At 50.3% G+C, this 25,394-nt stretch carries 15 protein-coding genes; 5 read left to right on the top strand and 10 right to left on the bottom strand.

What is annotated here, in order from left to right:
- Window positions 1-35: 35 nt before the first annotated feature.
- The gene (locus tag L1285_RS05905) at window positions 36-1,409 is read left to right on the top strand and encodes an MATE family efflux transporter (RefSeq protein ID WP_235411358.1); all 1,374 of its coding nucleotides are present in this window, start codon (window positions 36-38) and stop codon (window positions 1,407-1,409) included.
- Window positions 1,410-1,527: 118 nt separating this feature from the next.
- A complete protein-coding gene (locus L1285_RS05910) occupies window positions 1,528-2,841 on the top strand; it encodes a response regulator (RefSeq protein ID WP_235411359.1) in 1,314 nt (437 codons plus the stop codon).
- Between the two features lie 35 nt (window positions 2,842-2,876).
- On the opposite strand, the gene L1285_RS05915 is transcribed toward L1285_RS05910, so the two are convergent.
- Entirely contained in the window at window positions 2,877-3,227 is a 351-nt protein-coding gene (locus L1285_RS05915; protein ID WP_235411360.1) for an Hpt domain-containing protein, read from the bottom strand.
- Complete coding sequence (locus tag L1285_RS05920) at window positions 3,217-5,892, bottom strand: PAS domain-containing hybrid sensor histidine kinase/response regulator (RefSeq protein WP_235411361.1); 2,676 nt, start codon at window positions 5,890-5,892, stop codon at window positions 3,217-3,219. Before L1285_RS05920 ends, L1285_RS05915 begins: the two co-directional genes overlap by 11 nt.
- Window positions 5,893-6,132: 240 nt before the next feature.
- Here L1285_RS05920 and L1285_RS05925 point away from each other — a divergent pair, with 240 nt between their 5' ends.
- Window positions 6,133-11,643, top strand: a complete 5,511-nt coding sequence (locus L1285_RS05925) for a M4 family metallopeptidase (RefSeq protein ID WP_235411362.1) — start codon at window positions 6,133-6,135, stop codon at window positions 11,641-11,643.
- 218 nt (window positions 11,644-11,861) lie between these two features.
- Here L1285_RS05925 and L1285_RS05930 read toward each other — a convergent pair whose 3' ends face one another.
- A complete protein-coding gene (locus L1285_RS05930; protein WP_235411363.1) occupies window positions 11,862-13,652 on the bottom strand; it encodes an alpha-keto acid decarboxylase family protein in 1,791 nt (596 codons plus the stop codon).
- A 78-nt stretch (window positions 13,653-13,730) separates the two neighbouring features.
- Window positions 13,731-15,692: an FAD-dependent L-amino acid oxidase gene (locus L1285_RS05935; RefSeq protein ID WP_046005723.1), complete on the bottom strand. Its 1,962-nt coding sequence runs from the start codon at window positions 15,690-15,692 to the stop codon at window positions 13,731-13,733.
- A gap of 405 nt (window positions 15,693-16,097) precedes the next feature.
- On the opposite strand from L1285_RS05935, the gene L1285_RS05940 reads away from it, so the two are divergent.
- Window positions 16,098-17,729: a winged helix-turn-helix domain-containing protein gene (locus L1285_RS05940; RefSeq protein WP_235411364.1), complete on the top strand. Its 1,632-nt coding sequence runs from the start codon at window positions 16,098-16,100 to the stop codon at window positions 17,727-17,729.
- Window positions 17,730-17,734: 5 nt separating this feature from the next.
- Here L1285_RS05940 and L1285_RS05945 read toward each other — a convergent pair whose 3' ends face one another.
- The 3 genes from L1285_RS05945 to L1285_RS05955 all read right to left on the bottom strand — a co-directional run bounded on the left by L1285_RS05945 (window position 17,735) and on the right by L1285_RS05955 (window position 23,059).
- Complete coding sequence (locus L1285_RS05945) at window positions 17,735-18,652, bottom strand: glycoside hydrolase family 16 protein (RefSeq protein WP_235411365.1); 918 nt, start codon at window positions 18,650-18,652, stop codon at window positions 17,735-17,737.
- Window positions 18,653-18,838: 186 nt separating this feature from the next.
- Window positions 18,839-19,927 carry an efflux RND transporter periplasmic adaptor subunit gene (locus tag L1285_RS05950; protein ID WP_235411366.1) on the bottom strand — a complete coding sequence of 363 codons (1,089 nt, stop codon included), beginning with the start codon at window positions 19,925-19,927 and terminating at the stop codon, window positions 18,839-18,841.
- Window positions 19,928-19,936: 9 nt separating this feature from the next.
- Window positions 19,937-23,059, bottom strand: coding sequence for an efflux RND transporter permease subunit (locus tag L1285_RS05955; RefSeq protein WP_235411367.1), 3,123 nt, complete (start codon window positions 23,057-23,059; stop codon window positions 19,937-19,939).
- A gap of 434 nt (window positions 23,060-23,493) precedes the next feature.
- Between L1285_RS05955 and L1285_RS05960 the strand changes: the two genes are divergently transcribed.
- A complete protein-coding gene (locus tag L1285_RS05960; RefSeq protein WP_046005728.1) occupies window positions 23,494-23,952 on the top strand; it encodes a hypothetical protein in 459 nt (152 codons plus the stop codon).
- 37 nt (window positions 23,953-23,989) lie between these two features.
- Here L1285_RS05960 and L1285_RS05965 read toward each other — a convergent pair whose 3' ends face one another.
- From L1285_RS05965 to L1285_RS05975, 3 genes are all read right to left on the bottom strand, one after another.
- Window positions 23,990-24,790: an NPP1 family protein gene (locus L1285_RS05965; RefSeq protein WP_235411368.1), complete on the bottom strand. Its 801-nt coding sequence runs from the start codon at window positions 24,788-24,790 to the stop codon at window positions 23,990-23,992.
- Window positions 24,791-24,881: 91 nt separating this feature from the next.
- Entirely contained in the window at window positions 24,882-25,043 is a 162-nt protein-coding gene (locus L1285_RS05970) for a YbaM family protein (RefSeq protein ID WP_071211950.1), read from the bottom strand.
- Entirely contained in the window at window positions 25,040-25,312 is a 273-nt protein-coding gene (locus L1285_RS05975; RefSeq protein WP_046005730.1) for a late competence development ComFB family protein, read from the bottom strand. The genes L1285_RS05970 and L1285_RS05975 overlap by 4 nt, the downstream gene beginning before the upstream one ends.
- Window positions 25,313-25,394: the final 82 nt, after the last annotated feature.

Genomic DNA, 25,394 nt, shown 5'->3' on the forward strand with positions numbered 1-25,394 from the left:
ACAATGGTGCCATCAGATAATCAGGAGTGATGTGAATGAAGGACCTGACTCAGGGAAAAATTGTTACCCATCTTATCGCGATGGCCGTGCCTATGGCGGCTGGTATGTTCATCCAGACCTTATACTTTCTGGTCGACCTATACTTTGTTGGTGCCCTCGGCGCCGCCGCGCTGGCAGGAGTAAGCAGTGCGGGTAGTGTGTTCTTCTTTATTATGGCGCTGACCCAGGTGCTTAATATTGGCTGCGGCACTTTGGTGGCGCATGCGGTTGGCAGAAAAGATAAAGCTGAAGCTAACGCGTTATTTCATCAGAGTATGCTGATAGCCGGGGGCTGTTCTGTGGTATTTGCGCTGCTCGGTTACGGATTTGCGCATTTGTTCTTTGATTTCATGACCTCGGATGCGGCGACCCGCCAGGCAGCTGTTAGTTACTTTTACTGGTTTTTACCGGCTCTGTTATTACAGTTTGGGCTCACTGTGATGGCTGCCGCGTTGCGTGGCGCCGGTGTGGTTAAGCCCGTGATGTTAGTTTCAATGCTGGCTATTATCCTCAACATCGTGTTGTCACCCGTGTTAATTTCTGGCTGGGGCATAGGTTACGCTTTGGGTGTTGCAGGTGCCGGCTTGGCCAGCTCTATCTCTGCGCTTTGCGCTATGGTGATGACGCTATGGTACTTTGCCCGCAAAGTGCATTATCTGACCATGCCGTGCAAGGGACTCGCGCCTGATCGCAAACGTATGCTACAGGTGATTAATCTGGGGCTCCCATCAGGGGGAGAATTTTTACTCACATTTATGTATATGTCAGTCATTTATTGGGCGCTCAGCCAGTTTACTGCGAGCGCTCAGGCTGGCTTTGGGCTGGGCGTCAGGATCATGCAGGTGCTCTTTTTACCTGTTATGGCGGTCGCCTTTGCGGCCCCCGCAATAGCGGCTCAAAACTATGCGGCGGGTAAGTATGAGCGGGTACAGCAAACCTATCGCTACACCAATATACTTACCTGCGTGCTGATGGCGATGTTAACGTTGGCGTGTTTGGTTAATGCCAGCTGGTTTTTTGCCCCTTTCAGTGACGAACCTCAGGTCATACTCGTTGCAGCGACATTTTTGGGATATGTTAGCCTGAATTTTGTCCCGGCCGGTTACACCTTTGCTGCTTCGGGTATGTTTCAGGCGCTGGGAAATACCTGGCCGGCACTTTACAGCACGGCCAGCCGGTTTGTGTTGTTCGCTGTGCCGGTGGTTTGGCTGGCGGGGCAGGCGGATTTTGAAATTGAGCAGATCTGGGTGTTTTCTGTTGCCACTGTGTATTGTCAGGCGGCGATCAGCTATTTGCTGTTGCGTCGTGAAATGAATAAAAAATTGGTATACAGCGATGAAGCCATGATGGCACCCCCCGTGCGCAGTTAAGTGAGCTGGCAGCATTGCTGTGAATCTAATAATGTGGCATTGGCACAAAAATCCACGCTTGAGCTATCCTTAAGGTGCAGTCAATGAATTGATGGTCACCGGGGCTCAGGAGACAGGTATGCATAAAGGTGAAGTGGATTACGGAGAGCGACATCCAAAGGTGTTGATGATTTGCGACGATGCCCACGAAATGGTGGGCGTGTGCAAGGTTATCAGCTCTCAGGTTACTGCATTCAGAGCGCTGGAGGGTACACGAGAGGCGCATAAAGTCATCCGAGAGGGCAAGCCGCCAGTACTCATCTTTGCCATGTTGCATGTTAAAGCAAGCATAGAAACCTATAGCTCGCTCGCGCGGCGGGAGGTGCTGGGTTATCCGCACAAAAGCATCTTGTTGTGCGAAAACAAAGAATCCGGGGTTGCCTTTCGCTGCTGTATCAAAGGCATCTTTAGCGATTACTTTGTTTTCAAACCTATGTATGAAAATTACCGGCTAAGAATGATATTACACAATATTCTGCAACAGGCCGAAGACACCCAGCAGATCACGGAACTCAAAGAGGAGCATTTTGGCCGAATTGACAGCGGCCTGAAGCAATTGATCGATCAGGCTGCCAGCTACCGGATAAACACCGAGCAGTCCTTCGCGCAGGTCAGGGAATCGCTGGACGAAGCGCAAGAAGAAGACGAAGTTAAGGCGCAAATGTTGCAGCAGCTGAAAGAAAAACATGTGTTGCCTTTACTGGACAAGCTACAGCACCAGCTGGTCAAAGATATTCAACAAATTACGCAACAGCTAAATGACAGCCACTTTACCCTGAATGAGCTGGTCGACATGTTCAGTAGCTCGCATACCGCTGTGTTTAACTCTGCACTGGAGAGTGAAAGCGCCCATAAAGACGCATTAGAGCACGCAGAGCAAGAGCATGCCACGCACGAGCATGAAGATGGGTCTCATGCATATGCTCACCATGATGACGCACATCAGGAACCTGTGCATGATGAGGAAGCCGGACATGCCTTTGATGACACGCATATATCAGAGCCTGCGACGCCCAGAGACAAGCGGATCATGATAGTCGAAGACAATGAAATTTATCGCGAAATGATCTCCGGAATATTACGAGAGCAGGGCTTTTCGGTCGATGGCATGGAAAACGGCCTGGCGGCGATAAAAGAGCTCAGAAAACATCGTTATGATATGATTTTTATGGATTTATTTATGCCTGGTCTGGATGGCTATAACACCACAAAAAATGTCCGGGCCATTGAACATTGCCGGTCAATACCGATTGTTGCGCTGACCAGTAATCGTAATAAAGATTTGATCCGAAAATGGGCCTCACTGGGTCTTGGCGGTTATATCGTGAAGCCATCGACAAAGCGTAGTATTCTGGATGCGGTCAATAAGCTGTTGGGCACAGAGTGTGCCTAAGTAAAAGCAGGGTTGGCTAACTTAGGAGCATGGTTTCAGGCGTGATTTATTAATGCGTTAAGGGCTTTGACCTCCTGAGCAATACTGATAAGCAGCCTACGGCAATGCGGGCGGTCTGCCGACAGCGCGGCCTCTTCCAGTTGCGCCAGGTATTCACTGCAACGCTCCGCGCCTATGGCTCGAGCGGATGTCTTTAGAAAGTGGGCATGTTCTTTGAGTTCAGGATAAGCTGCGCTGCTGTAGGCACTTAAAAACAGCTTGCAACTGGACTCTGCCTGGGTAACAAAATCGCGCTGAAAGCGCGCTATGGTTGGCATATCTTCCCCAATCAGGTCAACCAGGGTTTGCTGATTGAGTCTGGCTAAGTGTACGTTATTACTTTCCATACCATTTCTCTATCACAGATTTAAACCGTTCGAGCTGAACGGGTTTGCCAATACAATCGTTAATACCGTACAGGTGACAGTTCTCCAGCTCATTTTTCACTGCCGCCCCCGTTACCGCGACAATTGGTATAGCCTTGAGCGCCATTTGCTTTTCGGCCTGGCGGATGCGCTTGGCCATTTCATAGCCATCCACCACTGGCATATGGCAATCAGTCAGGATCAGTTTGTATTTGTCCTTGCGCCAGCTTTCAAAACCCTGCTCGCCATTTTCGGCGAGCGTACAGGTGTAGCCAAGCTTTGCCAGTTGTTTGACCATCAGGTTTTGGTTAAAGGTGTTGTCTTCTACCAGTAAAATCCCCGGACGGAGATTTTGCGTGCTAGCAGGGGGAGTCTTGCTATCGGGCTCGACTGTAGAAGCGCTCGGCGCAGCATGGCTGGCGGTATGAGTCAGTAAGTGCATTACCTGACGGGTGATGCCATAGCGTGTCGCCAGGTCGATATGTAGTGGTGCTGCATCCGGCAACAATTGCCTCAGTTGCTCGGTGTGCCCGGTCTTATGACAGGCTAACACCCGGTGCTCTTTTAATATACTTTGATGTTTACTTAATTGTACCAGATCCTGCTCTGACTGAACAAAGCAACAGACTAAGGAGTTTGCCTGACTGGCACAAGGGAGTGCATCCAGCGTCACCTGATGTAGTTGATCGGCAAGGTCTTTGAGGACCGACAGTGGGTATGAGTCTGGCTGCTGTTGTTGCGCGGATGCGACGTATATATTTTCGAATAAGGTGGTGGCATTGTGGTGGGAGAATCTGTGTATCGGAATACACACTCTGAAAATGCTGCCGCGATCCAGTTTACTCTTTAGCCCTATACGCCCTCCCATCAGGTCGATTATTTTCCTTGAAATAGCCAAGCCCAGGCCAGTACCGCCATAGACTCGGGTGGTTGATTTGTCGGCCTGGGTAAAAGGGTGAAAGAGCTTTTTCTGGGTTTTTTCGTCGATGCCGATACCATTATCTTTCACTAAGATGCTCAGTTCCCCCTGGCTGTGACTTTGCAATTGCCAGTCTACCTCAATGATTACATTGCCACTGTCTTTGGCTGGGGGGCCACTGAATTTGATGGCATTACTGAGTAAATTAAACAATACCTGGCGGATCCGATTCTCGTCACTGTAGAGCATAGTCGGGAGCTGCTGAGACTCAATGGCCTTGAGACTGACGCGGCGTTTCTCTGCGTTTGAGGCAAAGGTCAATAGCACGTTGTGCAGCGTTTTAGAAATATCAAACTCTCTGAACTCCAGTTCCAGTTTACCGGCTTCAATCTTATTGATGTCCAGAATGTCGTTCAGTATGTCGACCAGGTTTTTGGCTGAAACAGACGCGGTTTCGAGCAATTCCATTTCTTCGGGATCATGTTTTTGCAGCGACAGCAGCTCCAGTGAGCCGATGATGGCATTCATCGGGGTTCTCAGTTCATGGCTGATCATTGCCAGAAAGTCAGACTTGGCCCGGCTGGCTCGCTCTGCTTTAGTGACTGCGCACTTAAGATCCGACGTGCGCGCTTTAACACGGGATTCAAGTTCGGCATTGAGTTTGGATAACTCCATGTTGGCACGATAAACCTCGGATTGGTCGACACAAACACCGTCGAGGCGATAGTTGTTACCATAGCCGTCCTGCGCCACCACACCTTTGGCAAATATGTGCAACTCACTGCTGTTAGGCAGCACGGCGCGAAATACATGCTCAAAGTCTTCACCGCTCTCCAGTGCTTCTTTGAGCCCCTTAGAGACTCGCGAACGGTCTTCAGGGTGGATGCGTTCAAGCCATTTCTCATAGCGTCCTGTGTCCTGCGCTGCCAGGTCAAATATGGCGCTGGTTTGCGGATCCCAGTCCCAGTACCACTGGCCGTTGTGCCGGCTGACGCACCAGGTGCCCACTTTACCGGCTTCCAGGGCAATACGACGGCTCTCATGGGCGCTGTTAAGATGAATAAGCATCTGCTTTTCCTGGGTGCATTCACGCAGGGTGCCAAACAGGCTCAAGTGGGTCTCGCTGTCACGGCGCTGATCGCCACTGAGTTCAAACCAGTGCGGCACAGAGTCGATGAGTACCCTAAATTCAAACTTGAGCCGCACGTTAGACTGAATGTGTTCCTCAATGAAGCTCAGTGCCAGGGGACGATCGTCTTCATAGATCAGGTTCGTAAAATCCTCCCAGTTAGTTAATGCCTGACAATGTAGCAGCGCACAAAAAGTATGAGAAAAGTAAGGATTTTCAAAGGTAGTATCAACCTGCCAAACTCCAATGTCACCGCATTGCAGCGCCAGCTCGGCCAGCTCACCGAGGTGCGGCAGGTGTTGATGGTTGAGCGGATTGAGGATCAGGCTGGTGTCGGAGGTTAATCGGCGACTGATTATGATGTTTAGCCGCGTCCCTGAAGGCAAGATAGCCAGCGCGGAACTTCCCGATATCTGGCTAAAAAATGGACTGTCTTTTTGCTCGCCAGAGTCAGCAAGCTGGCACAAGTCAAAAAAGCACTGGGGGGAGTTTTGCTCAGCCTCCAGGCCCAACAGTGCAGCCGCAGCCTGATTGAATGTCAGTATTTGCCATTGCTGATTAACACTGAGTAGTGCGAGATCCAAACTATGGGTATCCATTTCTTTTCCCTGCCTGACGGTGTCTAGCTTTATTATTGTTCAAATTGTGGTTGTTGGGGAGAAATCCACTCAGATAGTTGTTTGAAATCTGACCTGAGTGCAAATGTTGGTGTTTTAGGGGCGTTTATTTTTTAATCTGACTAGGCTGAGCTAACCGGGTTTGTTAGAATAGCCGCCATTTTACCGGGTATCGGCACATTGATGTACTGATACTCTGTGTTTTTTAGTTTGGAAGATTGGATGAAACTCAGTACTTTATATAGCTTGGTGTGCGTAGCTGGATGTCTAAGTACGCAGAGCATTGCGGCGACATCGTTGCGAGCAACACAGCAAAACCAAGACGAAGTGTTAAAGTTTTTGGAGCAAAAAAGGGGAATTCAATCCTCGGATGCTTTGCATTTTGCACCACTGACTCTGTCACATCAACGCAATATTAACAACAATAAATCGAAGCGTTATCAGCAATATTTTGGCGAAGTGCCTGTTTGGGGCCATCAGCTCAGTTACCGCGAACAATATCGCCATGTAAGCGGCTTTTTTGCCAGTGATTTGGATCCGAAACAAGTCGCTGCGAGTGCCAATACACAGTTTGATGTTGCTAAAGCTGCAAAGCAGTTGATGGCAGCAAATAAGCTTGCGGATAGCGAGTATGCTGTACAGGAAAATACACGCTATGTGTATATCGATAATGACCAGGCATTTTATGTGCGACAGATTTTACTGTCTGCAGAGCCCCACTCACACGCAATGCCGGTTGCGTTGTTCAGAGAGTCTGATTATCAAATAGTGAAACAGTGGGATAACGTTAAACACGCAACCGCTACCGGGCCGGGTGGTAATGTTAAAGTCGGTCAGTATGAATATGGTGTAGATTATCCGGCGCTGGACATTACACAGTCCGGTGATACCTGCTATCTGGAAAATGACAAAGTCAAAACGGTTTCATTGGAATCAGGTTATGAGCCGCAAACCGCTTTCTCTTTTGCGTGTAGCCGTAATACGCATAAAGAGGTTAACGGCGCCTACTCACCGCTGAACGATGCGCATGCGTTTGGTACCGCCGTATTTGATATGTATGAGCAGTGGTTTGATATGCCACCACTGACATTCAAGCTATTGATGCGTGTACATGCGGATTATGTCGGAGACAATGCAACCTGGAATGGTTCAGCTATGACCTTTGGTGATGGTATAGACAGGTTTCACCCTTTGGTATCGCTGGATATTGTTTCTCATGAGGTGAGCCATGGCTTTACTCAGCAAAACTCAGACCTGATTTATGAAGGCCAATCCGGGGGCATCAATGAGGCTTTTTCCGATATTGCAGGTGAAGCTGCTGAGTACTTTTTAAGGGGAACGAATGACTGGCTGGTTGGTGCGGATATCACTAAGCAAACAACGGCGCTCAGGTACTTCGAAACCCCTTCACGAGACGGAGTTTCTATCGATCATGCGGATGATTTCACGACTTGGATGGATGTGCACTATAGCAGCGGTGTGTTCAACCGGGCATTTTACCTGCTTGCAACCAGCGAAGGGTGGGATGTAAGACAGGCATTCTCTGTAATGGTCCATGCAAATCGGCACTACTGGGTTAATTCCAGTGATTTCATCGATGGAGCTTGCGGTGTAATAAATGCTGCAATCGAGCTTAACTATCCCTCTTATCCAGTCATAGAGGCGTTTGCTCAGGTTGGCCTGAGCTGCGATAACATCCTATTTAGCGATATTGATGGCGACGGGATGGACGACAACTGGGAGGTGGCATTTGGCCTCAACCCGGATGATCGTGAAGATGCCTTGACCGACCTGGACGGCGATGGGTTAAACAATTTGCAGGAATATAAGCTGTTAACCCGACCTGATCTTATCGATACGGATGAAGACACTCTGTCTGACTATGCCGAAGTCTTTGAGTTGCGCCTTGATCCGCTTTCAGCAGACACCGATAAGGATGCAATGCCTGATTCCTGGGAGAATCAATATGGGCTTGATCCTACCAGTAAACGTGATGCGTTTTATGATGCCGATGGTGATGGGCAACCTAATCTCGCAGAGTTTCAAAATGGCACAGACCCGACAGACGCCAGCTCTGCAGGCGAAGCCGAAGTCACACTGGTGACGCTGGAGCTTGGTCAAACGCCACCTGAAATTAGCTTTCCAGATGGGCAAGCAGCATGGTTAGTGACAGATAGCGTTGGTTTTACAGCCCTGACCAATCCGGATATTACAGATAGCCAAATTACACGCTTTTCACTTGAGCTCGACAGTGCACAGCACCAGGGCATCCTGTCGTTCGATTATAAAGTCTCGTCGGAAGCTAGCTTTGATTTCTTTAACGTTTATCTCAACGATCAACAAATTTTAAGTAAGTCGGGCAATCTAGGCTGGCAGACGCATGAGGTTGTGCTGCCTTCGTCGGGTCAACACACCTTTATCTTTGAGTACCAAAAAGATGGTAGTGTCAGTATTGGCGACGACGCTGTCTTCATTACGAATATTCTCCTAAACACGGGCTTTAAAGATACCGATCAGGACGGATTATATGATCTGTGGGAAATAGATAATCGACACGACCCTTTCGTGGCGGACGCTCATTTAGACCTGGACGGTGACGGATTGACAGGTCACGCGGAATTTGATGCCGGCACTTATACTTGGATTGCGGACTCCGACGGTGATGGTGTTCAGGATGGTACAGAATTGGCGCTTGGCTGGGATCCTATGAACTCACTTGAGCGTTACCGTGACAGTGATGGAGACGGTTACACGGATGCTGATGAGGTGCAACACGGCGCAGATCCTAATGATGCGGCATCTGTGCCCAAGAGCCAAGATCCGCTGTTAACCAGCTCCTTTGAAGGCGCTGAGTTACCATTCTGGTTTAATAATGCAGAACATAGCGCAATAGCGTGGACGCGCGTGTCGACTGAAGCGTCGGACGGTGAATATGCGCTGCAATCGGGCGACATTGATGACAACCAGGAGAGTTCATTTACTGTCACCGGCGAGTTCGAGTCTGGGATATTGAATTTTGACCTCAAGATGGATACTGAAAGTTGCTGTGACCGCTTTATCGTTGATATTGATGGCGCAGCGGTCTTGCAAGCCTCAGATGTGTCGCAGTGGCAAACTCATTCGGTGCGGGTTAATGCTGGCAATCACACCATTACTTTCAGATATCGTAAAGATGGTTCGGTCTCAGATGGCCAGGATGCCGTATGGCTGGACAATTTCGTTTGGCTGTCTAACAGAGATGCTGATTCAGATCAGGATGGCATGACAGATGTTTGGGAAACCTACCATGGTTTTGATATCTATGATGCAAGTGATGCGCAGCGGGACGAGGACGGCGATGGGTTATCCAACTTACAGGAATTAGAACTGGGTACTAATCCTTTGTCCCGAGATACGGACGGCGATGGTGTACCTGACTCTGAAGATGCAGCGCCATTTGATCCTGCGACAGGTGATTTCACTGCGCCTGCCATTGAGCACAGCGCAGCTGTCGTTGTGGAAGCAACGGGGTCATTAACGGATATTGCAGAGCTCGTTGAGGTTAGTGCCACAGATAACGGGCCCGCAGCACCGCTTGTTTATCTTGCTGATTCGACTCCTTTGCCACTGGGTGAACATGTTGTGACCTGGCGGGCTATCGATACTATGGGTATGGTTGCCGAGTCTTTACAGCAAGTCACTGTAGTCGACACCACGGCACCTGCCTATCAGGAACAGCAACTATTAGTGAAGTCAGCCACTGCGACGGGTATCTTAGCAGCGGTATCTGATGCTGAGCTGTTTGTAGATTTGGTCAGCGGAGTCAATATTGAATATGCACACGACTATACCTTTGTTACCGGACAACAAAACATTGAGTTTGTGGCCACTGACAGTAACGGGAATAGTATTACGCAAAGTGTTCCGGTGTCTGTACTACCTCGCCTGACAGTGCAATCCAGCTTTACTCAGGATTCACATGGTGATGCTGCAGTCTTAGTGCAACTTGATGGTAAATCACCACAGCAGACTATAACGCTGTCAGGTATGGTCGACGACACACCATTTTCGTTTACCTCAAAGTCATATCCTAGCTTTGTTATGCCACTGCGAAGTTTAGCAGCAACAGCGGGCGCGCAACTCCAAGTCACAGACGTGGATGGGGCCTGGCTCGATGGTGAAGTTGTGAGCACGCTGGCAGTACAGACCGAGTCCAACGCACCGACGGTAAGATTATTTGCTACTCAAGCGGGTAAAACGGTTGCGGCACTTCAGCCAGAGGCCGAACGTCCGGCCTTTTACGTCAACATTGCTGAGCCTGTGAGTACCCAGAACTATAATGTGGAAGTCAGAGATCAAGATGGCAGATTCTGGCCGCTGTCTGACAAAGATACCGCTCAGTGGGTATTTGGTGCGCCATCGCTCAGTGAGCTTGAACAGATCCAGCTCAGTGTGACGGTGACCAACAGACGTGATCAATCACAATACGACTATCAGCAGACCTATCCGGTCGTTGCCACGGTGCTCAGCAAAGACAGCGACAGTGACGGTGATGGGGTTAATGATGCTGTAGAAGGACTGACTGACAGTGACGGCGACGGCATTGTCGACTACTTGGATAATCACAATCAGGCTGATTTGGCGCACCTTAATTCAGGACAGACGTTGCAGTTTGACACTCAAGGTGCCAAGTTCACGGTCGGTCATATTGCCCAGTCACGGACCAGTCAGCCAAGATCTGATATGAGCTTGTCATTTAGTGAGCTTGGTGGTTACCTGGCGGCTCAGTCGCTTACCTTCAGTGCAGACGATCCGCATTTTAAGCCTTACAGTGAGCTGTTTAACACTCAGGTCTACCTGGCTCAGGGAACGTCTTCTGCGACGGTGGTTTGGTCTCATCCGCAAGCGTTCAAATCCGAGCAAAGCACGCAAATTCGCCAGCTGACTTTACAAGGCTGGGAGACCATCGCAAGTGAAAGTGCAACCAGTGATACCTGCGCACAATGCACGGCTTACACTCTGGTCGATGGTGGACCATTTGACCTGGATGGGAGTGTCAATGGTGTGATTGAGTCTGTATCTGTTTTGGCTACTGAAAATCCGAACAGAGAACCCACCTTGGTGCTAAACGTGCCTCAAATGATGGAAGAGTTGACCTCCGTGACACTCGATGCATCTGCATCAAGTGATCTGGACGGTGATGAGCTTAGGTTTGAGTGGCGAGTTTCAGAGCCGGTGATCGAGCTTGCTCATGAGCAGGGAGCGGCAGAGGCCACTCTGACTATTCCTGAGCTTGCGGGCTCTATGAAAGGTTACATTGAGGTTGTGATTGACGATGGCTATGAGCGCTTTGCCCATAGTTTTGAAGTGACATTCGTGCATGTCAACAAGGCGCCTACTGTGACGGTTAACGAGCGCGCAACTGCGAATTCGGGATCAAAGGTTACATTGACGGCGAGCGCCAGTGACCCAGATGGCACGTCGCTGAGTTATGCATGGCAGCAGATCAGCGGCACAAAAGTGACGCTGGCAGATGCGCAAAGCCCGACCTTGTCTTTTACTGCACCACAAGTTGATAGTACTACTGAGCTGGTATTTAAGCTGAATGTGTCGGATGGTGAAACCAACACAGAGCAAGTGGTAACTGTTATAGTAAATAAAGTCGAAGAGCAGGGCTCCGGCGGAACCTTGTTGTATATGCTGGCAGGGTTGCTGTTACTGGGTGCACGACGGATGCAAAAACGTGTGAAGTAGCACTTAGATTGAGTAAAAAACCACCCTTTATGGGTGGTTTTTTTGTACCAATTTGCTTAATTAAGTGTTCTATTTTGAGGCGAGAAAATAGGGTCGATAACCAGGCAAAAATTTTGCTATTTAGTTACTCTAAATAAGAAATTTTTAACGCCGTTAGCGTCATATTTGCTCCGTCAAATTGAACAGGTATTAAGTGAAATTGGTATTATTACCTGTTGCTAAAATTTATTGGCCGGTGGCCAGTCTGGGTTGGCGATTTCATCCTCGCCCACAGCGCTATTGGCTTCCAGTGTAATCGCATGTGGCGTGTCTTCTTTGGGGATAGAGACTTCGACAACATAGTTGTTGTGCGGATCGGTTCTGATCTCCTCCATCACCGCCATTAACTCACTCAAGTCGGTGACCCGGCGGCCTTCACCGCCGAAGGCCTGGGTAATGTTAGCAATTTTCCAGCTGGGCAAATCGTTGTAGCTGTAGACTTTGTCGAGCAGTTTGTCCTGATAATCAACTGGCGGCGTTCTGAATGGGTTGGGGTTGACCAGGTACTGTTCAATCCCGTAGATGCCATTGGCCAGAACAAACACCACCGTATTCTGCCCGTAGGCATGTTGATCGGCAACCGCCTGACATGTTTCGTGGAAGGCGCCGTCACCCACTACCACCACGGCACGTTTGTCAGGAAACGCACATTTGATGCCGGTGCCTGCGGGGACCGAGTAGCCAATCGACAGCCAGGCGGCCTGAGCGACAAAGCCATCCTGCGAAGGTATTTTTACACTCTGCGCGCCAATCAAGGGGAAACCGGCATCCACCGCCAGAATATCATCCTCGCCAAGCCATTGGCTGAGGGTGGCAAAGAAGCTGTCATAGCCAAGCTGCGAATCCGCTGACTGGCCCTTTAACACTGGTTGCTGCATGCGCAACCCTTTCAGACTGGCGGGCTGTTGCTGCGCCAGCGCACTGAATTCGTCGATCAGGCATTGCAGATAGTCTTTGAGCGTTGCCGAAGCATAGTAGCTTGCACCCACGTAAACGCCGCCCTGGGCAGCCAGTACGGTACGGCTACTGCGAATGTCCTGGTTGCCGGTATCTTTACCGGTTGTCCAGGCACCCACACCCACTAATATCCCGTCGTCTCCAACCAAAGACTCCACTTCTGAGGGGCTCATGGTGACACAGCCTTCAAACCAGGGATGTGTTTCTGCGATCACTGACTTGCTCAATGCGGAGGTGACAAAATGAATATGTCCTTCAGGCACAGTATGGTTGCGATTGATCACTTCCAGCAACTCTAAAAAAGTATCCTGCAGGCCGAAGCGTTGCAGCTCTATGCCCGCCCAGAAAATACTTTTTGGCTGACTAAGCATGAGTTCAACCGTGGCCTTAGCTGCCTGCTGTGCTTCGCTTACCGTGACACTGGCAGGGTTATTTAGTGCCAGCGGTTGCGCAGGTGCAATACAGTCTGCCCGCCAGACATCCTCACTGACTTCAAAATACACCGGGCGGCGTTCGGTCAGCAACGCGGCCAGAGCGGAATCTATCTGGAAAGGCGCCTGGTTGGCATTGACTATCCGTTCTGCTGCGACGGTAACAGGACGAAACATGTGAATATCAACAAATTCATAGCCCGTAGTATGCGAGTAAAGTAAACCGGCATTTTTTGAAATCTGATCTTCTTTGTTGGTAGGCGCGCCATTGATCAGGATCACCGGCACTTGTTCAACAAAGGACCCGGCAATGGTATTGAGCAGGCTGAATGCGCCGACACTGTAGGTAACGTACAAAGCGCTGGGACCTTTCAGTCGGGCATAGGCATCTGCGGCAAAACCGGCACAAATCTCATTGGCGTTACCGTTAATCTTGATAGGCGAGTGGGAGTCGGCCAATATGGTATCGAGCAAAGCCGCTGTATAATTACCTGCGACGCCAAACATTTGGTCGACGCCTATTTCTTCCAGTCGTGCTTTAAAATAGTCAGCGACAGTAAAATTGGGGGTTGGTTGAGTCATTTATTCTCTCCTGAGCAAGCTGGGCGGTGAGTTCGGTATAGTTGGATAAGGGCACCCTGGCAGGTGCCCGATGCCGGATCACTTAATATCGAAGTAACTGAGGTTAACACCCAGTACATTTTCAACTTCTGAGGGCTTCTCAACCGGGGCACTGCCAGCCGAGAAATTCGGCTCAATGTATTGATTGATAAGCTTGCTGGCATTTTCCTCATAGGCCACCTTGATGGCTTCAGAAGAACTGATGTGTGTCGTTTGCTCGTAGACTTCGCTCAGTGGCTGCAGTCCAAACCCTTGTTTGAGCGCCAGGTCGGTAGAGCGCAGTGCGCCTTCCACCCAGCCCTGGTAATCAGAGAAAGCTTCCCCGCAGGTAAACAGGTTTGGCAGGGGCTCAGTCAGCTCGGCCATGACTTTTTTGTCATCTGCTCCAACGGCCCACTGGTGTACGCCAAAACCAAACTGCTGGCTGGGTGGTACATCAAAATGGACACTGCCTTGCCAGATCCGGGCGCTGGTCAGAATGGGCTCCGGCACATAGTGTGTATTGAAAATATCCTTAAAGAAGCGCGTCGCCTGCTCCACTACAGCAGTTGAAGCCGGATAGATATCACCCGGAATGTCTGTGACATACTCATCCTGATGCGGGTGATGATAGGTTTCGCCAATATTTTGCAAAGCACTCCAGAAATTGATGTTCAGGTAGTCACAATAGATGGTCAGTGCGGCGGGGCGTTCGTATTTTTCGTTGCCGATATGCTCCAGCTTGGCCTGCGTGCTTTCAGATGGGTCGGTTTTACGTTCCTGATACATCAAAGCGGCAACCAGCTCCTCATTAACTGCATAAAACGGATAGACAGAGCCGGTGGGCAAATCGGCAAAGTTGGGCCCAAATTCAACGGCCGGACGTCCAGTTGTGCCACGTCCCCACCAGGCATTGTCGTAATACAGGTTTATTTTCAACAATGGCTGATTAGAGGTCGACTGCAGCGTATTCCATAAGTGCTCGGAGCGTTCTTTGTCTAGGGTATTAAATGCATTTGAACGGACAAACAGTTTCTCCAGCGCCAGGCGAGGCAGGGCGAGGATAACTTTGTCAGCGGTTACCTTACCTTTATGGTTGCGACCGTTGTCATCAGTGTGCAAATAGTGCAGTTCATAATGCTTGTGCTCTTCAATATAAGAGATTTCTTCAATGCTGGTTTGCAGGTGAATATTATCCGTGCCTATTTTATCAACCAGCGCATTAGGCAGCGTACTAAATCCGTCTTTGAAGGTTTTAAATTGCACACCCGCCGGGAAGTCTTCCAGCAGCTGATAAGCAACCCCGGCGTTCATCTGAGATAAAAAGGTGCCATTGAAGCCCAGCACACGATACAGCATGTTGATACATTCCTGAGAATACCCCATCGACGTGTACAGATCCCACAAAGTCCACTCATTGAGCGTTTTGCCCTGCCATTGACACTCCAGTCGGAAAGCCTGCCAGAATTCAGGACCCCTCACCTCGGGGCGGGCCTTAAACTGGGGGTTGGCTTGCAAGATGCGGTTGAACACCACATTCACTATGTCTTTTGGATTCACGCCCTGCTCTGAGGGAGCCAGGTTGTACAGTTCAGACCAAATTTTGTAGTTGTCTTGCGCTGCGGTGTTGACACTAAAGCTCTTACCACGGAAAAACAGCCGGTTATCGCCGCCGCTGTTCATTGGGAAGGGCACAATCTGGTCTTGCAGATCCAGGTTAAGAAACAGCGCCATCAAATCGTCCATGCCATCAAATAGAAAGCGCATGCCGCCTTGTTCTTCTTTTACCGTAATGGTGGGCGGTGTATCGCTGCGTTGGTTCTTGAACTGAATCAGATCTGAGTCAAGGCGGCCGCCTGTGCGGTTAGAGCGCTCAAAAATGGCCAGACTGTCGCAGCCAGATTCGTTTTGCAGGCGCCATGCGCTGTATAATCCGGCCATACCAGCCCCGACAATGGCAACCTTGAGATGCTTAGGGAGGCTTTTGTCGCTGATCTCATTGCCAAAAGAATAATGCGTCATAGTAGTTCCTTAATTCGTTATTTACCGTTTTTGTCACAAACGACGGCAACAATCTTTACGACGACTTCTGTTCAGTTGTGTGGGCCTGTGTGCGTTGTCTTGAGGTGAGGGCTGGCAAGCATGAATGTCGCAAAAAGACACTAGCTTGATTACAGTGTTGACACCAAAAAGACATAATCCACATAAAATGTAGCACAAGGGTTAATTTTTATGCGGTGTGTGGGCAAAAAAAGTCAGCAAGTAGACCAGTAACCTGATTATTAGGCAGTTTAGCTGTTTTACTTATCTCTTTTTATCGCAGCTGTCTTAGTTTTGGAGACTTGAGCCGCTTGCAGAAATATTGCACACTCTTAACCGGGGACACCTGTTGGTTAGGTGCCCGCTTTTTATGCGAGAGATGGAACGATGCGTTATTTGCTCAACCAAGTCGAAGTAGACTTGCTTAAAGGCACCGCAGTGACGGACGAGGGCGCAAAGGCCATTCGGGGCAAGACACTGGCGGTGTTGCAGGTATTGCTCCAACACGCCGAACAGGTGGTGACCAAAGCCCAGTTGCTGGATACTGTCTGGCAGGGAGTCGTTGTGCAGGAGCAGGTGCTGGTGCAGTCTATTCGTGAACTGCGCGAGCTGCTGGGTGCAGACAGTATTAAAACTCACCCGCGTATTGGCTATCAGCTGACGGTTGAAGTTACTCCCGTTCAGAGTGTCAAAGTAGCGCGTTACTGGCGTGCAGCCGCTGTGTTTGGTGCGCTGTTGGTTGCCATTGTCTGGCTATGGATGAGTGGGCAGGGAGCTACAAAAAGTCATGCAGTGCAGCCACCCACAGTGGCATTTTTACCGGTTGAGAACGCCATACTGGATGATGTGCATGCGACAGTGCCGTTACACGGACTTGCTTATTTAAGTGAGCATACCCAGACGGAGGCGGCGCTGCGCGTTGTCGGCGCAGAACATGTGTTAACTACCTTATCTCACAGTCCCTGGTACTCGAATGAGACCGCTCAGGTCAGGCTATCCCGGCGTCAGGATGTGCGGCAATTACAGGAACGACTCGGCGCCGAACTACTCATAGAAACTCGCCTCAGTGGCTTTCCACAGGATATGCAGTTGCAGTATACGCTGCACTTTAGTTTTGGTGCCGAGCAAGGTGTTGTTTTCGGCTCTGGCCCTGAGCAGGCTTATCAGGCACTGATAGCGAAACTGACAGAGCGATTTGGTGAGCATGATCAGACGCTCGATGTGCAGCGCAATCTGGACTTCAGCAATGACGCATTTGCCCGCGGAGTGCAGTTTTACCTGTCGCGTGATTATCAGCAGGCGATAGCGTTTTTGCGCCTGGCACTGAGCCATTCCGACGATCCCTTAACGGTCAGACGCTATCTTGCGGCGAGCCTGGCAAATCAGGGGGAGGTTGACGCAGCACTGCTGTTGTTGCGGCAAAATATTGAGGCGACGGGGCATGATGCCGTGACCCAGCGTGAGCGCATGCGCGCCAACCTGATGATGGGTTATTTGCTTATCAACTGGCCACAGCAGGCAGAGCGTGAGCAACAACTGGCGGAGGCAGAAACTTACATCATGACCGCTCATGAGCAGGCCAGTAGCGGCTCAGATCAGTTGTTTATTGCTTACGCACTGGAAGAGCTGGGTAAAATAAAACGCATTCAGGGCCGCTACAGCGAGGCTTCGCGGCTGTTGCACTCGGCACTGCGCTATCATCAGCGTTTTGATGCCATTTATGGCCAGACCAATGCCTTGATTGAGCTGGCCCGAATTGCAACCGAACAGGGAGAAGACCAGGAAGCGACACGCCTGTTTGATCAGGCACATAGTGTGGCAAAGGCCAGTAACGCCATTCCCAATCAGATTTGGATATGGCTGGCACAGGCTGACTTGCTGCGTCAGTCGCGCCAGGTTGAGCGGGCAAACCAAATGGCATCCCGTGCCAGAGAACTTGCCAAAGACGCAGATGATCCGGTTCTGATTGAGCGGGTTGAAGCCTGGTTTGCCAGCGCGCCCATTTATACCGTCAACTGATCCCGCTACAAGCTACAGTAGTCTTCATAGCGTGACGATGCCACGGTATCTTTTTGGCTAATTTGTTGGTTGCGCAGTTGCTCAACCTGCCTGGAGACCTCATTCACGGCAACAATCTGGTCTTTGACAAAGTAGACCCAGTCGACATCCTGATAGTATTGTCGCATCTCGCTGGAGTTGACGATTTTGTTTGGGTCAAACCACTGGTTAAAGTTAATCGACATTGCCACTTCCGGATAAACATCGCTGCCATGTTGCGCGTATAGTTTGCCGTTGATGTAGTATTTCAGGGTGTTATTACCCACCTGCAACACTAGCGTGTTCCAGCCTTCCAGCGGGTTTATGTCGTAATCATAGGCATTGACCTTAGTCCAGGGGGAGAGCTGAAAGGTTTCCCATGAGGTGGCGAATAAGGCATGGCGGTCGGTGCCCCAGCCACCATTAGGCAGGTATTCAAAGTCCATTTCGCTGTAATTTTTGTCCATCGGGGCAGCCAGTGGGCTGATAGCATAAAACGTCTGGATCACGGCGTCACCATCCGGTCCGTACTGGGGCTTATCAGTAAAATAGACCCGAGCGGCATACGTTCCTTCGAGGTATTTTCGATGATGGCACACCTGTACATGACGGGTATTCTCTGCGCTGCCATCGGTTTTTGAGGTTAACCGCATAACCCGGTTTTGCGGGTTGTGGGGATCTGTATGAAAGCTTACCCCTTCATGCCACCAGATGGCATTTTTAATTCCCGGGTGGCCGACATCAGAGCGCAGTTGCCAGCCATTTTTTTGTGCCTGTTCGAATCGGGTATAACTAAAGTCGTCAAACATCATTTGCACCGGCTGTGCGCCAAGAGGTTGGCTGGTACAGGCAATCAACAGGGTGGTGCCTAAAACGGTAGAAGAATAAAAGAGAGGGTTTTTCATCGCGTATTCCTTGTTGTTATTGGACGGGAACAGCGTTGACTGAAACACCCGGATAAGCCAGTTAAAAACGCTTAAATCGCAGGTATTCGTTTATTAAAAAATATTAAATCTTTGATTTGATTAGATTGAAATTAAAAATGAGCCTTAGCTCTTCCTTAAGCAGGCTCATTGGGCTAGTAAGCTGTGTTAATTCTGAACCTCGACCTCCTGGCCATCGGTCAGCCGCTCTGCACCTCGCACCGCGACTCTGTCCCCGGCAATCAGCTGGTGGCTGGGCTTGGGTGTGATGGCAACCAGCTGGCCCTGACCTTTACCGACAGTCACCGGGATCTGTGTGGCGGTATTACTGGCATCGATTTTAACCACATGGATCCCTTGTTTGCGCAGGATCAAGGCATCGCGGTTGACCAGTAAAGCTTGTTCACTGGCCGCCAGTGGCACGGAGACATCCACCAGTTGTCCTACAGCCCAGTGTTGCTTGTGTGCGGAGTCATCCGCTTGCTCGAGCATCGCGCGCACTTCAAAGGTTTGGGAGCGCGGATCGGTGGCCGGGATCACGGCGCTGACACGTGCCATGGTTGTTTGTGGCGCGTCCAGGTTACCGGCACTGATCGGCAGCAGCTGGCCTGCGCGCACATAGCTGAGGTATTTAACCGGCACATAAAGGCGCGCTTCAAGCTGGTGGATATCCACCAGGTTCAATAACTCATCGGCCCGACTGACGTCCCGTCCGCTGCGGTGGTAGCGCTTGCTGACGATGCCTGAGAACGGCGCCGTTACGGTTGCCCGGTCGAGCTTATCTTCAATCACTCTGAGTTCGACTTCAGCCAGCGCTATATCGGACAGCACCAGGTCGTGGGCGTTCTGCACCTTATCGACCTGGCTGGCTGCCGCGCTGCTGGTTTTGGCCAGCGCCATCAGGCGCGTGAGCTCTTGTTTTTGAAACCGTAAATTGACGCGGGCGCGTTTGAGCATTTCTTGCTGACGAGCTTTTTCCAGCTCCAGCGGCAAGGTATCCATGCGCACCAGCACATCGCCTTTGGCCACTTCTAAACCTGGCTCTGCGACATACTGCAAGCGACCCGACACGCCGGCTGTGATAACCATGTCACGCTTGCCATGGAGGGTACCATTGACGGCCAGCTGACTGGTGAGCTGGCCCTGCGAAACGGGTTCAACGGCTACGGGTTGTGCTGCGTTTACCTGTTGGCTTAAGGTGACGGCGCAGGTCACCAGCACGGTGACCAAAGCACGTTTATATTGACTGACTAACATTGTGCGCTCCTACTGATTCGCGACCAGGTTTAACTGAGGTTTGTCGTTATTGTTGTTGGCCTTAGGGGTTGGCTGTTTATCCGAGCCAAGTTGCAACAGACTGGGCATCAGGACCAGGGTAAACAGGGCGCTGATGGCCATGCCGCCGACGATCACTGTGGCCAGGCCACGATAGATTTCTGCTCCAACGCCCGGCATCAGCATCAGTGGCAACATACCGAACAGGCTGGTCAGGGTACTGAGATACACAGGGCGGGCGCGCATCAGCACGGCCTGCTCAACGGCGTCGCGACGGTTCATGCCCTGCGCCTGCGCATGACGGGTTTGATCGACCAGCAAAATGGCGTTGTTGACCACCAGGCCAAGCAGGATAATAAAGCCGATCATGGTCAGCAAATCCAGCGACTGGAAGGTAAACAGGTTTAACACATAAAGCGCCACAACGCCCCCGGCAATGGCCAGCGGCATAACCAGCAGCACCAGTGCACTGTCGCGGACTGACTTAAACAATGCCGTCATTAATAAGAACAAAATAAATAGCGCAAGGAAAAAATTGAGTGTCATTTCTTCTATGGCGCTATTCATTTTCTGAGCATTGCCACCAAGGATCACACCGGCCGTTTCGGGTAATTGCGCTTTGATCTTGGGCATCACTTGCTCTGCCAGTATCGCCTGCGCCTGTTGCAAGCTCATTGCTGCGGGTGGGGTGACTATGATGCTGACCGTGCGCCGACCATTAATTCTTTGCAGCTGGCTGGGTCCGACTGTACGCGTTACTTGCGCCAGCTCTCCGAGCGTCTGGATCCCGGCATCCGGTGTATACAGCGGCAGTGCTTTGAGTTCTTCCGGTGAGTGCCAGGGCTGTGCCCGCAAAATCACGTTCATTCGCTCATTGCCGTTAAAGTATTCGTTGATAAACAGACCGCCGGTGAAAGCCTGTACTGCCTGCGAAACATCCTGACGGCTCAGCCCGGCCTGAGTTATGCGTCGGTCATTGGGATACAGCCTGAGCTCTGGCTCTGACATATCGAGACGTGGTTGCGGCCGGGCGGTTGCATCAGGCATCGCCGTTTTTACGGCTTGCAGTGCTACTTCGGCGCCGGCTATCAGGTCGTCCATATTGGGCCCGGTCAGCTCAATATTGATATTGCGGCCGTCACCGCCGTTGGCAATGTTGATCATTGAGCCCCGGAAAAAGAACACCTGGGTGTCGGGCAGGTCGACAAAGATTTCTTCCCGGGCTACCTGCATCAGCTCCTCAACTCGCTGCGGGTCGGCAGAATAAATAAAACCACCCGCATTGGCACCAAATATATAAAAGTTAAAGTCTTTGATCCCCGGTTGCTTGTCACCGCGATAGTATGGCATCAGCCGCGCTCTGACGCGTTTTAACAGCTCTTCCTCCATGTATGCCATATTGCCGCCAGGTGGCGTCACCAGGTTAAAGAAAAAGCCGTCGGTTGGGGCGCGAGGCATAAAATCGGTTTTTGGCAACATAGTCAATGTGACCAGCGCAGAGCCGCCAAGTAATGCACATACCCAGCTGAGCTGTTTGACCCGACTATTGGTCAGGCGCATGATCAGGGCAGTCAGCTTTTTCCAGTAATGCTGGTAGGGGTCGGTTTGTGTTTTGCTGTCAGGCAAGTAACGGTTAGCAACCGGAATAATCGTCAGGGCACATAACATAGAAGCAACGACGGCGATGGAGAGGGTCAACGCCAAGTCTGAAAACAATTGGCCCTCAATACCAGCCATAAACAAAATAGGCAAAAAAATGGCGACGCTGGTAGCCGTAGAGGCAAAGAGTGCGCCGGCAACTTGACCTGCACCGCGCAGCGCCGCTTTATAGTCATCAAACCCATTGGATTTCAGGCGAGTGATATTTTCCTGCACTATGATGGCGGCATCCAGTACGAGTCCCACGGCAAACGCCAGCCCCGCCAGAGAAATCACATTCAGGCTGCGGTCGAACACGTTAAGCGCCAAAAACGCGACCATCAAAGACACCGGGATAGTGGCGGCAATGATAAGCGTGGTTTTCAGTCCCCGGAAGAACAGCCAAAGAATGGCCAGAGACAATAATACGCCTAACCCCAGATTACTCTTCACCAGTAGTAATGCATTACGTATATGGATAGACGCATCGTAGCTGAGCTCGATAGCAATGCCCGCTTCGGGTAGTGGACCGGCATTGAGCTCGGCTATTGCCTGGTTGATGCCATCAAGCAGAGCAACCGTATTGGCCCCATTAGCCCTGGACACGGTAATGTAATAGGCAGGTTTGCCATTACGGCCACTCATCGCCCGGCGGTCGGAGTAAGTTTCGGCAACGCTTGCAACATCACCCAGATAGATGGGGCGCTCCCCCGAGTAGCCAATGCGCATTTGCAGCATATCCTGCAGATCGTATTGACCGGTAAAGCGCACCGTGTATTGACGTCGGCCAACATCGGCCATGCCACCTGAGGTATCTCGGGAACTGGCCAGGGTCTGTCTGATCTGACCTAAGGAGATCCCAAGCGCCGCAGCTTTGTGAGGGTCAAAGGTGATACGTAGCTCTTTTGGCCGTTCACTGGCCAAGTTGACGCGGGCAACGCCGGGAATACTGGCCAGACGCGGTTCAATGAGTTCTTCAATGGTTTTTTGGAACTGTGCCATATCCAGATCCAGGCCATCGCCTTGGTAATTAAGTGGGGTCACCAGCAGGGAAGCCGCATTGGGGCCCGCCGGGCCACCATTGCCGCCTGCGCTGACCACCGGATCTATGGCATCAAGGGGCAGTGGCGGTGCCTGGTTTAAATTGGTCAGTACATCCAGCATGGCCTGCTGCATGTCGGTACCAACGGCAAAGGTCAGGGAGATAAAGCCATTGCCGCGGTTGATGGTGGTATTAACCTCCAGTGCGCCGGGGGTATTTTTAACGGCGCTTTCCAGCGGTTCTATGATCACTGATTCTATCTCTTCGGGCGCCGCCTCCCGCCAGCCAGAAAATATCGTTATTTGTGGTTGTTCTATATCCGGCGTCAGTTGGATCGGTAACTTAAAAATACTGAGTATGCCAAACAGTATTAGCAGCACCAGGATCACCACGACAGCGGCGGGGTTTTTCAGTGAATTGCGTGTCAGGTTCATAACAACGTCCAAGTGTTGAGCTTCACTGTGCAGTTTAATGAAATGACAAAAAACTGCTAGCGGCAGGTAAGTTAGTGTTTTTGAAATTCACGACAAATCGCAACATATTAGCGGTGATTGACCATATCGTAATACCTTGTAACGATTTTGAGGATTTAGACATACTTATCATCGCTAAAACCAGCTAAAAGTTGCGTGTTTTTTCAACGTATTTGGCCCTGCTCGCGTTGTATACTGATAACGCCTGCTAAGTCTGTGGATCATTTATTTGCTAATCCAGATCAGGAAATGTCATGAAAAAATCCATAAATTGACTACTTTTTGACAATAATTTCGGGTAAGCTTCGCGCGCATTCGCCTGGGCGCCTAGTTTTTAGTGAGTAAGGGGTGTGCCGGACGAGCAAAAATGAATTGAGCTTAGAAGGAGAGTTGAGATGTTTGTTGCGTTAAAGTGGGATCATCAGATAGGTGCCCATTTTGTTTCCTGGATTGTGGTTGAGTGTTCGGCCGTAAGAGAAAAGTTTGGCTTACCTCAGGCCTTACCACCGCGTCGTGACGTTGCCTATTTTGTCGACCCCGCCACCGCTGAGGAAGACGCAAAAGCGTTTGCAGACTACAAAAACGGCGTGAGCAGCATTGACTCCTGTGGTGACTATGCCCCTTATTTGTCTGACCATCATGGTTACTGCCACTACAGCTGGGATCACACTTATCTGGAAGAGCTGGTAAAACATGCCGTGCTGTACTGGGAAGATGGTAAACACCGCCGCCCGGAACCGGTTCGTGACGATGTGGCCTATTTCGCCTGTCCCAGAGATTCAGAAGAAGATAGTCGTTTTTTTGCCCAATATAAATTGCATACCTCGACGCAAACACTGGCACGTTCTGCATAATGATATTGCCCGCTGTTAAAGCGGGCTGCATACTCTGCTACTGAGCCGCGAGGACGTCAGCGTTGGTAAAAGTGGGGTAGCCAGAAGGTTTGAAACGATTCAGGTTAGTCAAAAAGCGACTGTCTTTAACCGGTAAGGTTGCAGAGCCGTAATCATACTGGTTTAACTTATCGCGCAATCCCTGATTGTCTATGCCATCTCCGGACATTTCGTACCAGCTGATGATCTTTGGGGTTACAAAGCGGTTGTATCCGTTTTCTGCCACTTCATTCGACTTGGCGAAGCGAAACGCATGGGTGAGGATCCCGTCTTTGTGATAGACAATTTTCAGATGACCATTTTCAAACGGCAACTCATTTGCCGCTTTGGTGTACAGGTCACCATGAGCGCTGTAACTGCCATGGGTCACTACGCCATCTTTGGTCCAAACCGCAGCATATTCCCAGTCATGGCGGTGACCGCCACCAAAGTAGGGGAAAACCTGATCTTTTTTAAAGTACATTGCATAAAAATGGCCACAAAAACGACCCTGATCCGTTTCTGCACAGGCATAGCGGTGAACGGTATTAGAGGTATTCAAAAACTGGCTGTCACGGCAACTATCGCCAAGACTGCCCGAGGTTTTAAGACCTGCATTTTGCTGGCCGGTGCGGCTTATCCCTGCGCTGGGCAGACAGCCGTCACCGTCAAAATCGAACACCGGCTCGGTGGCGTTGATCACATACCCTGCAGGTACTGCTTCATCGAGTGCGGCAAAATCATTTGCCAGAGTGCTGCCATGAAACAGACCGACAGCCGTCAGGCAAAGGGTGAGTGCACGAGGACTGATTGTTGTCATAATTATTCCTTACATCATAAGTCGTTGTCATTGTGAGGCGACAATATGACATAAGGGTAAATGCAATGTGAAGTATTTTGTTCTTTTAAAGTTAACTTACTTCTGTGTCTAACTTTTTAGCAAAATCGGCATGGACAATTTCCAGTGCAGCCAGTACTTGCTCTGCTGGTACCTCATTTTGCTCAAGTAACATGATTAAGTCGACAGCCAACTTAATGTGTTCGGGTGCCTGATCTAAGGTATTTTTCGTCATGGTTGAAACTGTTTCTTTTTAGCAATTTGTGCCAGCGCATAGTCAACGGCTTCTTTTACCCGCGCTTCCATGTCGGTTCTTTCATCGGTTGGCAGATAAAACTCCATGTCTACGTCGTAGCGGATGTAGCGCGCAGGCAAACGGTTTAATGCGGTACAGCACAGATCAGCCATGACATCTTCATCATACTTGTGGTCCAGGCCGCGTTCCTCAATATTTTCGAGCACAATCTTTTCGTAATAATTGTGCAGATCATCATGAAGTTTCATTGTCGTGCTCCATTTTGAAGTTATTGTAATTGTACAACATAAACCACCTCTGTGGTTAATGCTACTGGCAATTTTAAAATGG

Source organism: Pseudoalteromonas sp. DL2-H2.2 (assembly GCF_021532535.1).
Classification (GTDB): Bacteria; Pseudomonadota; Gammaproteobacteria; order Enterobacterales; family Alteromonadaceae; genus Pseudoalteromonas; species Pseudoalteromonas rubra_A.

Excerpts from the sequence above, each read along its gene's own strand:
- L1285_RS05955 (WP_235411367.1), bottom strand. The coding sequence starts at position 23,059 with ATGAACCTGACACGCAATTCACTGAAAAACCCCGCCGCTGTCGTGGTG.
- L1285_RS05940 (WP_235411364.1), top strand. The coding sequence starts at position 16,098 with ATGCGTTATTTGCTCAACCAAGTCGAAGTAGACTTGCTTAAAGGCACC.
- L1285_RS05915 (WP_235411360.1), bottom strand. The coding sequence starts at position 3,227 with ATGGAAAGTAATAACGTACACTTAGCCAGACTCAATCAGCAAACCCTG.
- L1285_RS05930 (WP_235411363.1), bottom strand. The coding sequence starts at position 13,652 with ATGACTCAACCAACCCCCAATTTTACTGTCGCTGACTATTTTAAAGCA.
- L1285_RS05935 (WP_046005723.1), bottom strand. The coding sequence starts at position 15,692 with ATGACGCATTATTCTTTTGGCAATGAGATCAGCGACAAAAGCCTCCCT.
- L1285_RS05965 (WP_235411368.1), bottom strand. The coding sequence starts at position 24,790 with ATGACAACAATCAGTCCTCGTGCACTCACCCTTTGCCTGACGGCTGTC.
- L1285_RS05970 (WP_071211950.1), bottom strand. The coding sequence starts at position 25,043 with ATGACGAAAAATACCTTAGATCAGGCACCCGAACACATTAAGTTGGCT.
- L1285_RS05975 (WP_046005730.1), bottom strand. The coding sequence starts at position 25,312 with ATGAAACTTCATGATGATCTGCACAATTATTACGAAAAGATTGTGCTC.
- L1285_RS05925 (WP_235411362.1), top strand. The coding sequence starts at position 6,133 with ATGAAACTCAGTACTTTATATAGCTTGGTGTGCGTAGCTGGATGTCTA.
- L1285_RS05920 (WP_235411361.1), bottom strand. The coding sequence starts at position 5,892 with ATGGATACCCATAGTTTGGATCTCGCACTACTCAGTGTTAATCAGCAA.
- L1285_RS05960 (WP_046005728.1), top strand. The coding sequence starts at position 23,494 with ATGTTTGTTGCGTTAAAGTGGGATCATCAGATAGGTGCCCATTTTGTT.
- L1285_RS05905 (WP_235411358.1), top strand. The coding sequence starts at position 36 with ATGAAGGACCTGACTCAGGGAAAAATTGTTACCCATCTTATCGCGATG.
- L1285_RS05950 (WP_235411366.1), bottom strand. The coding sequence starts at position 19,927 with ATGTTAGTCAGTCAATATAAACGTGCTTTGGTCACCGTGCTGGTGACC.
- L1285_RS05910 (WP_235411359.1), top strand. The coding sequence starts at position 1,528 with ATGCATAAAGGTGAAGTGGATTACGGAGAGCGACATCCAAAGGTGTTG.
- L1285_RS05945 (WP_235411365.1), bottom strand. The coding sequence starts at position 18,652 with ATGAAAAACCCTCTCTTTTATTCTTCTACCGTTTTAGGCACCACCCTG.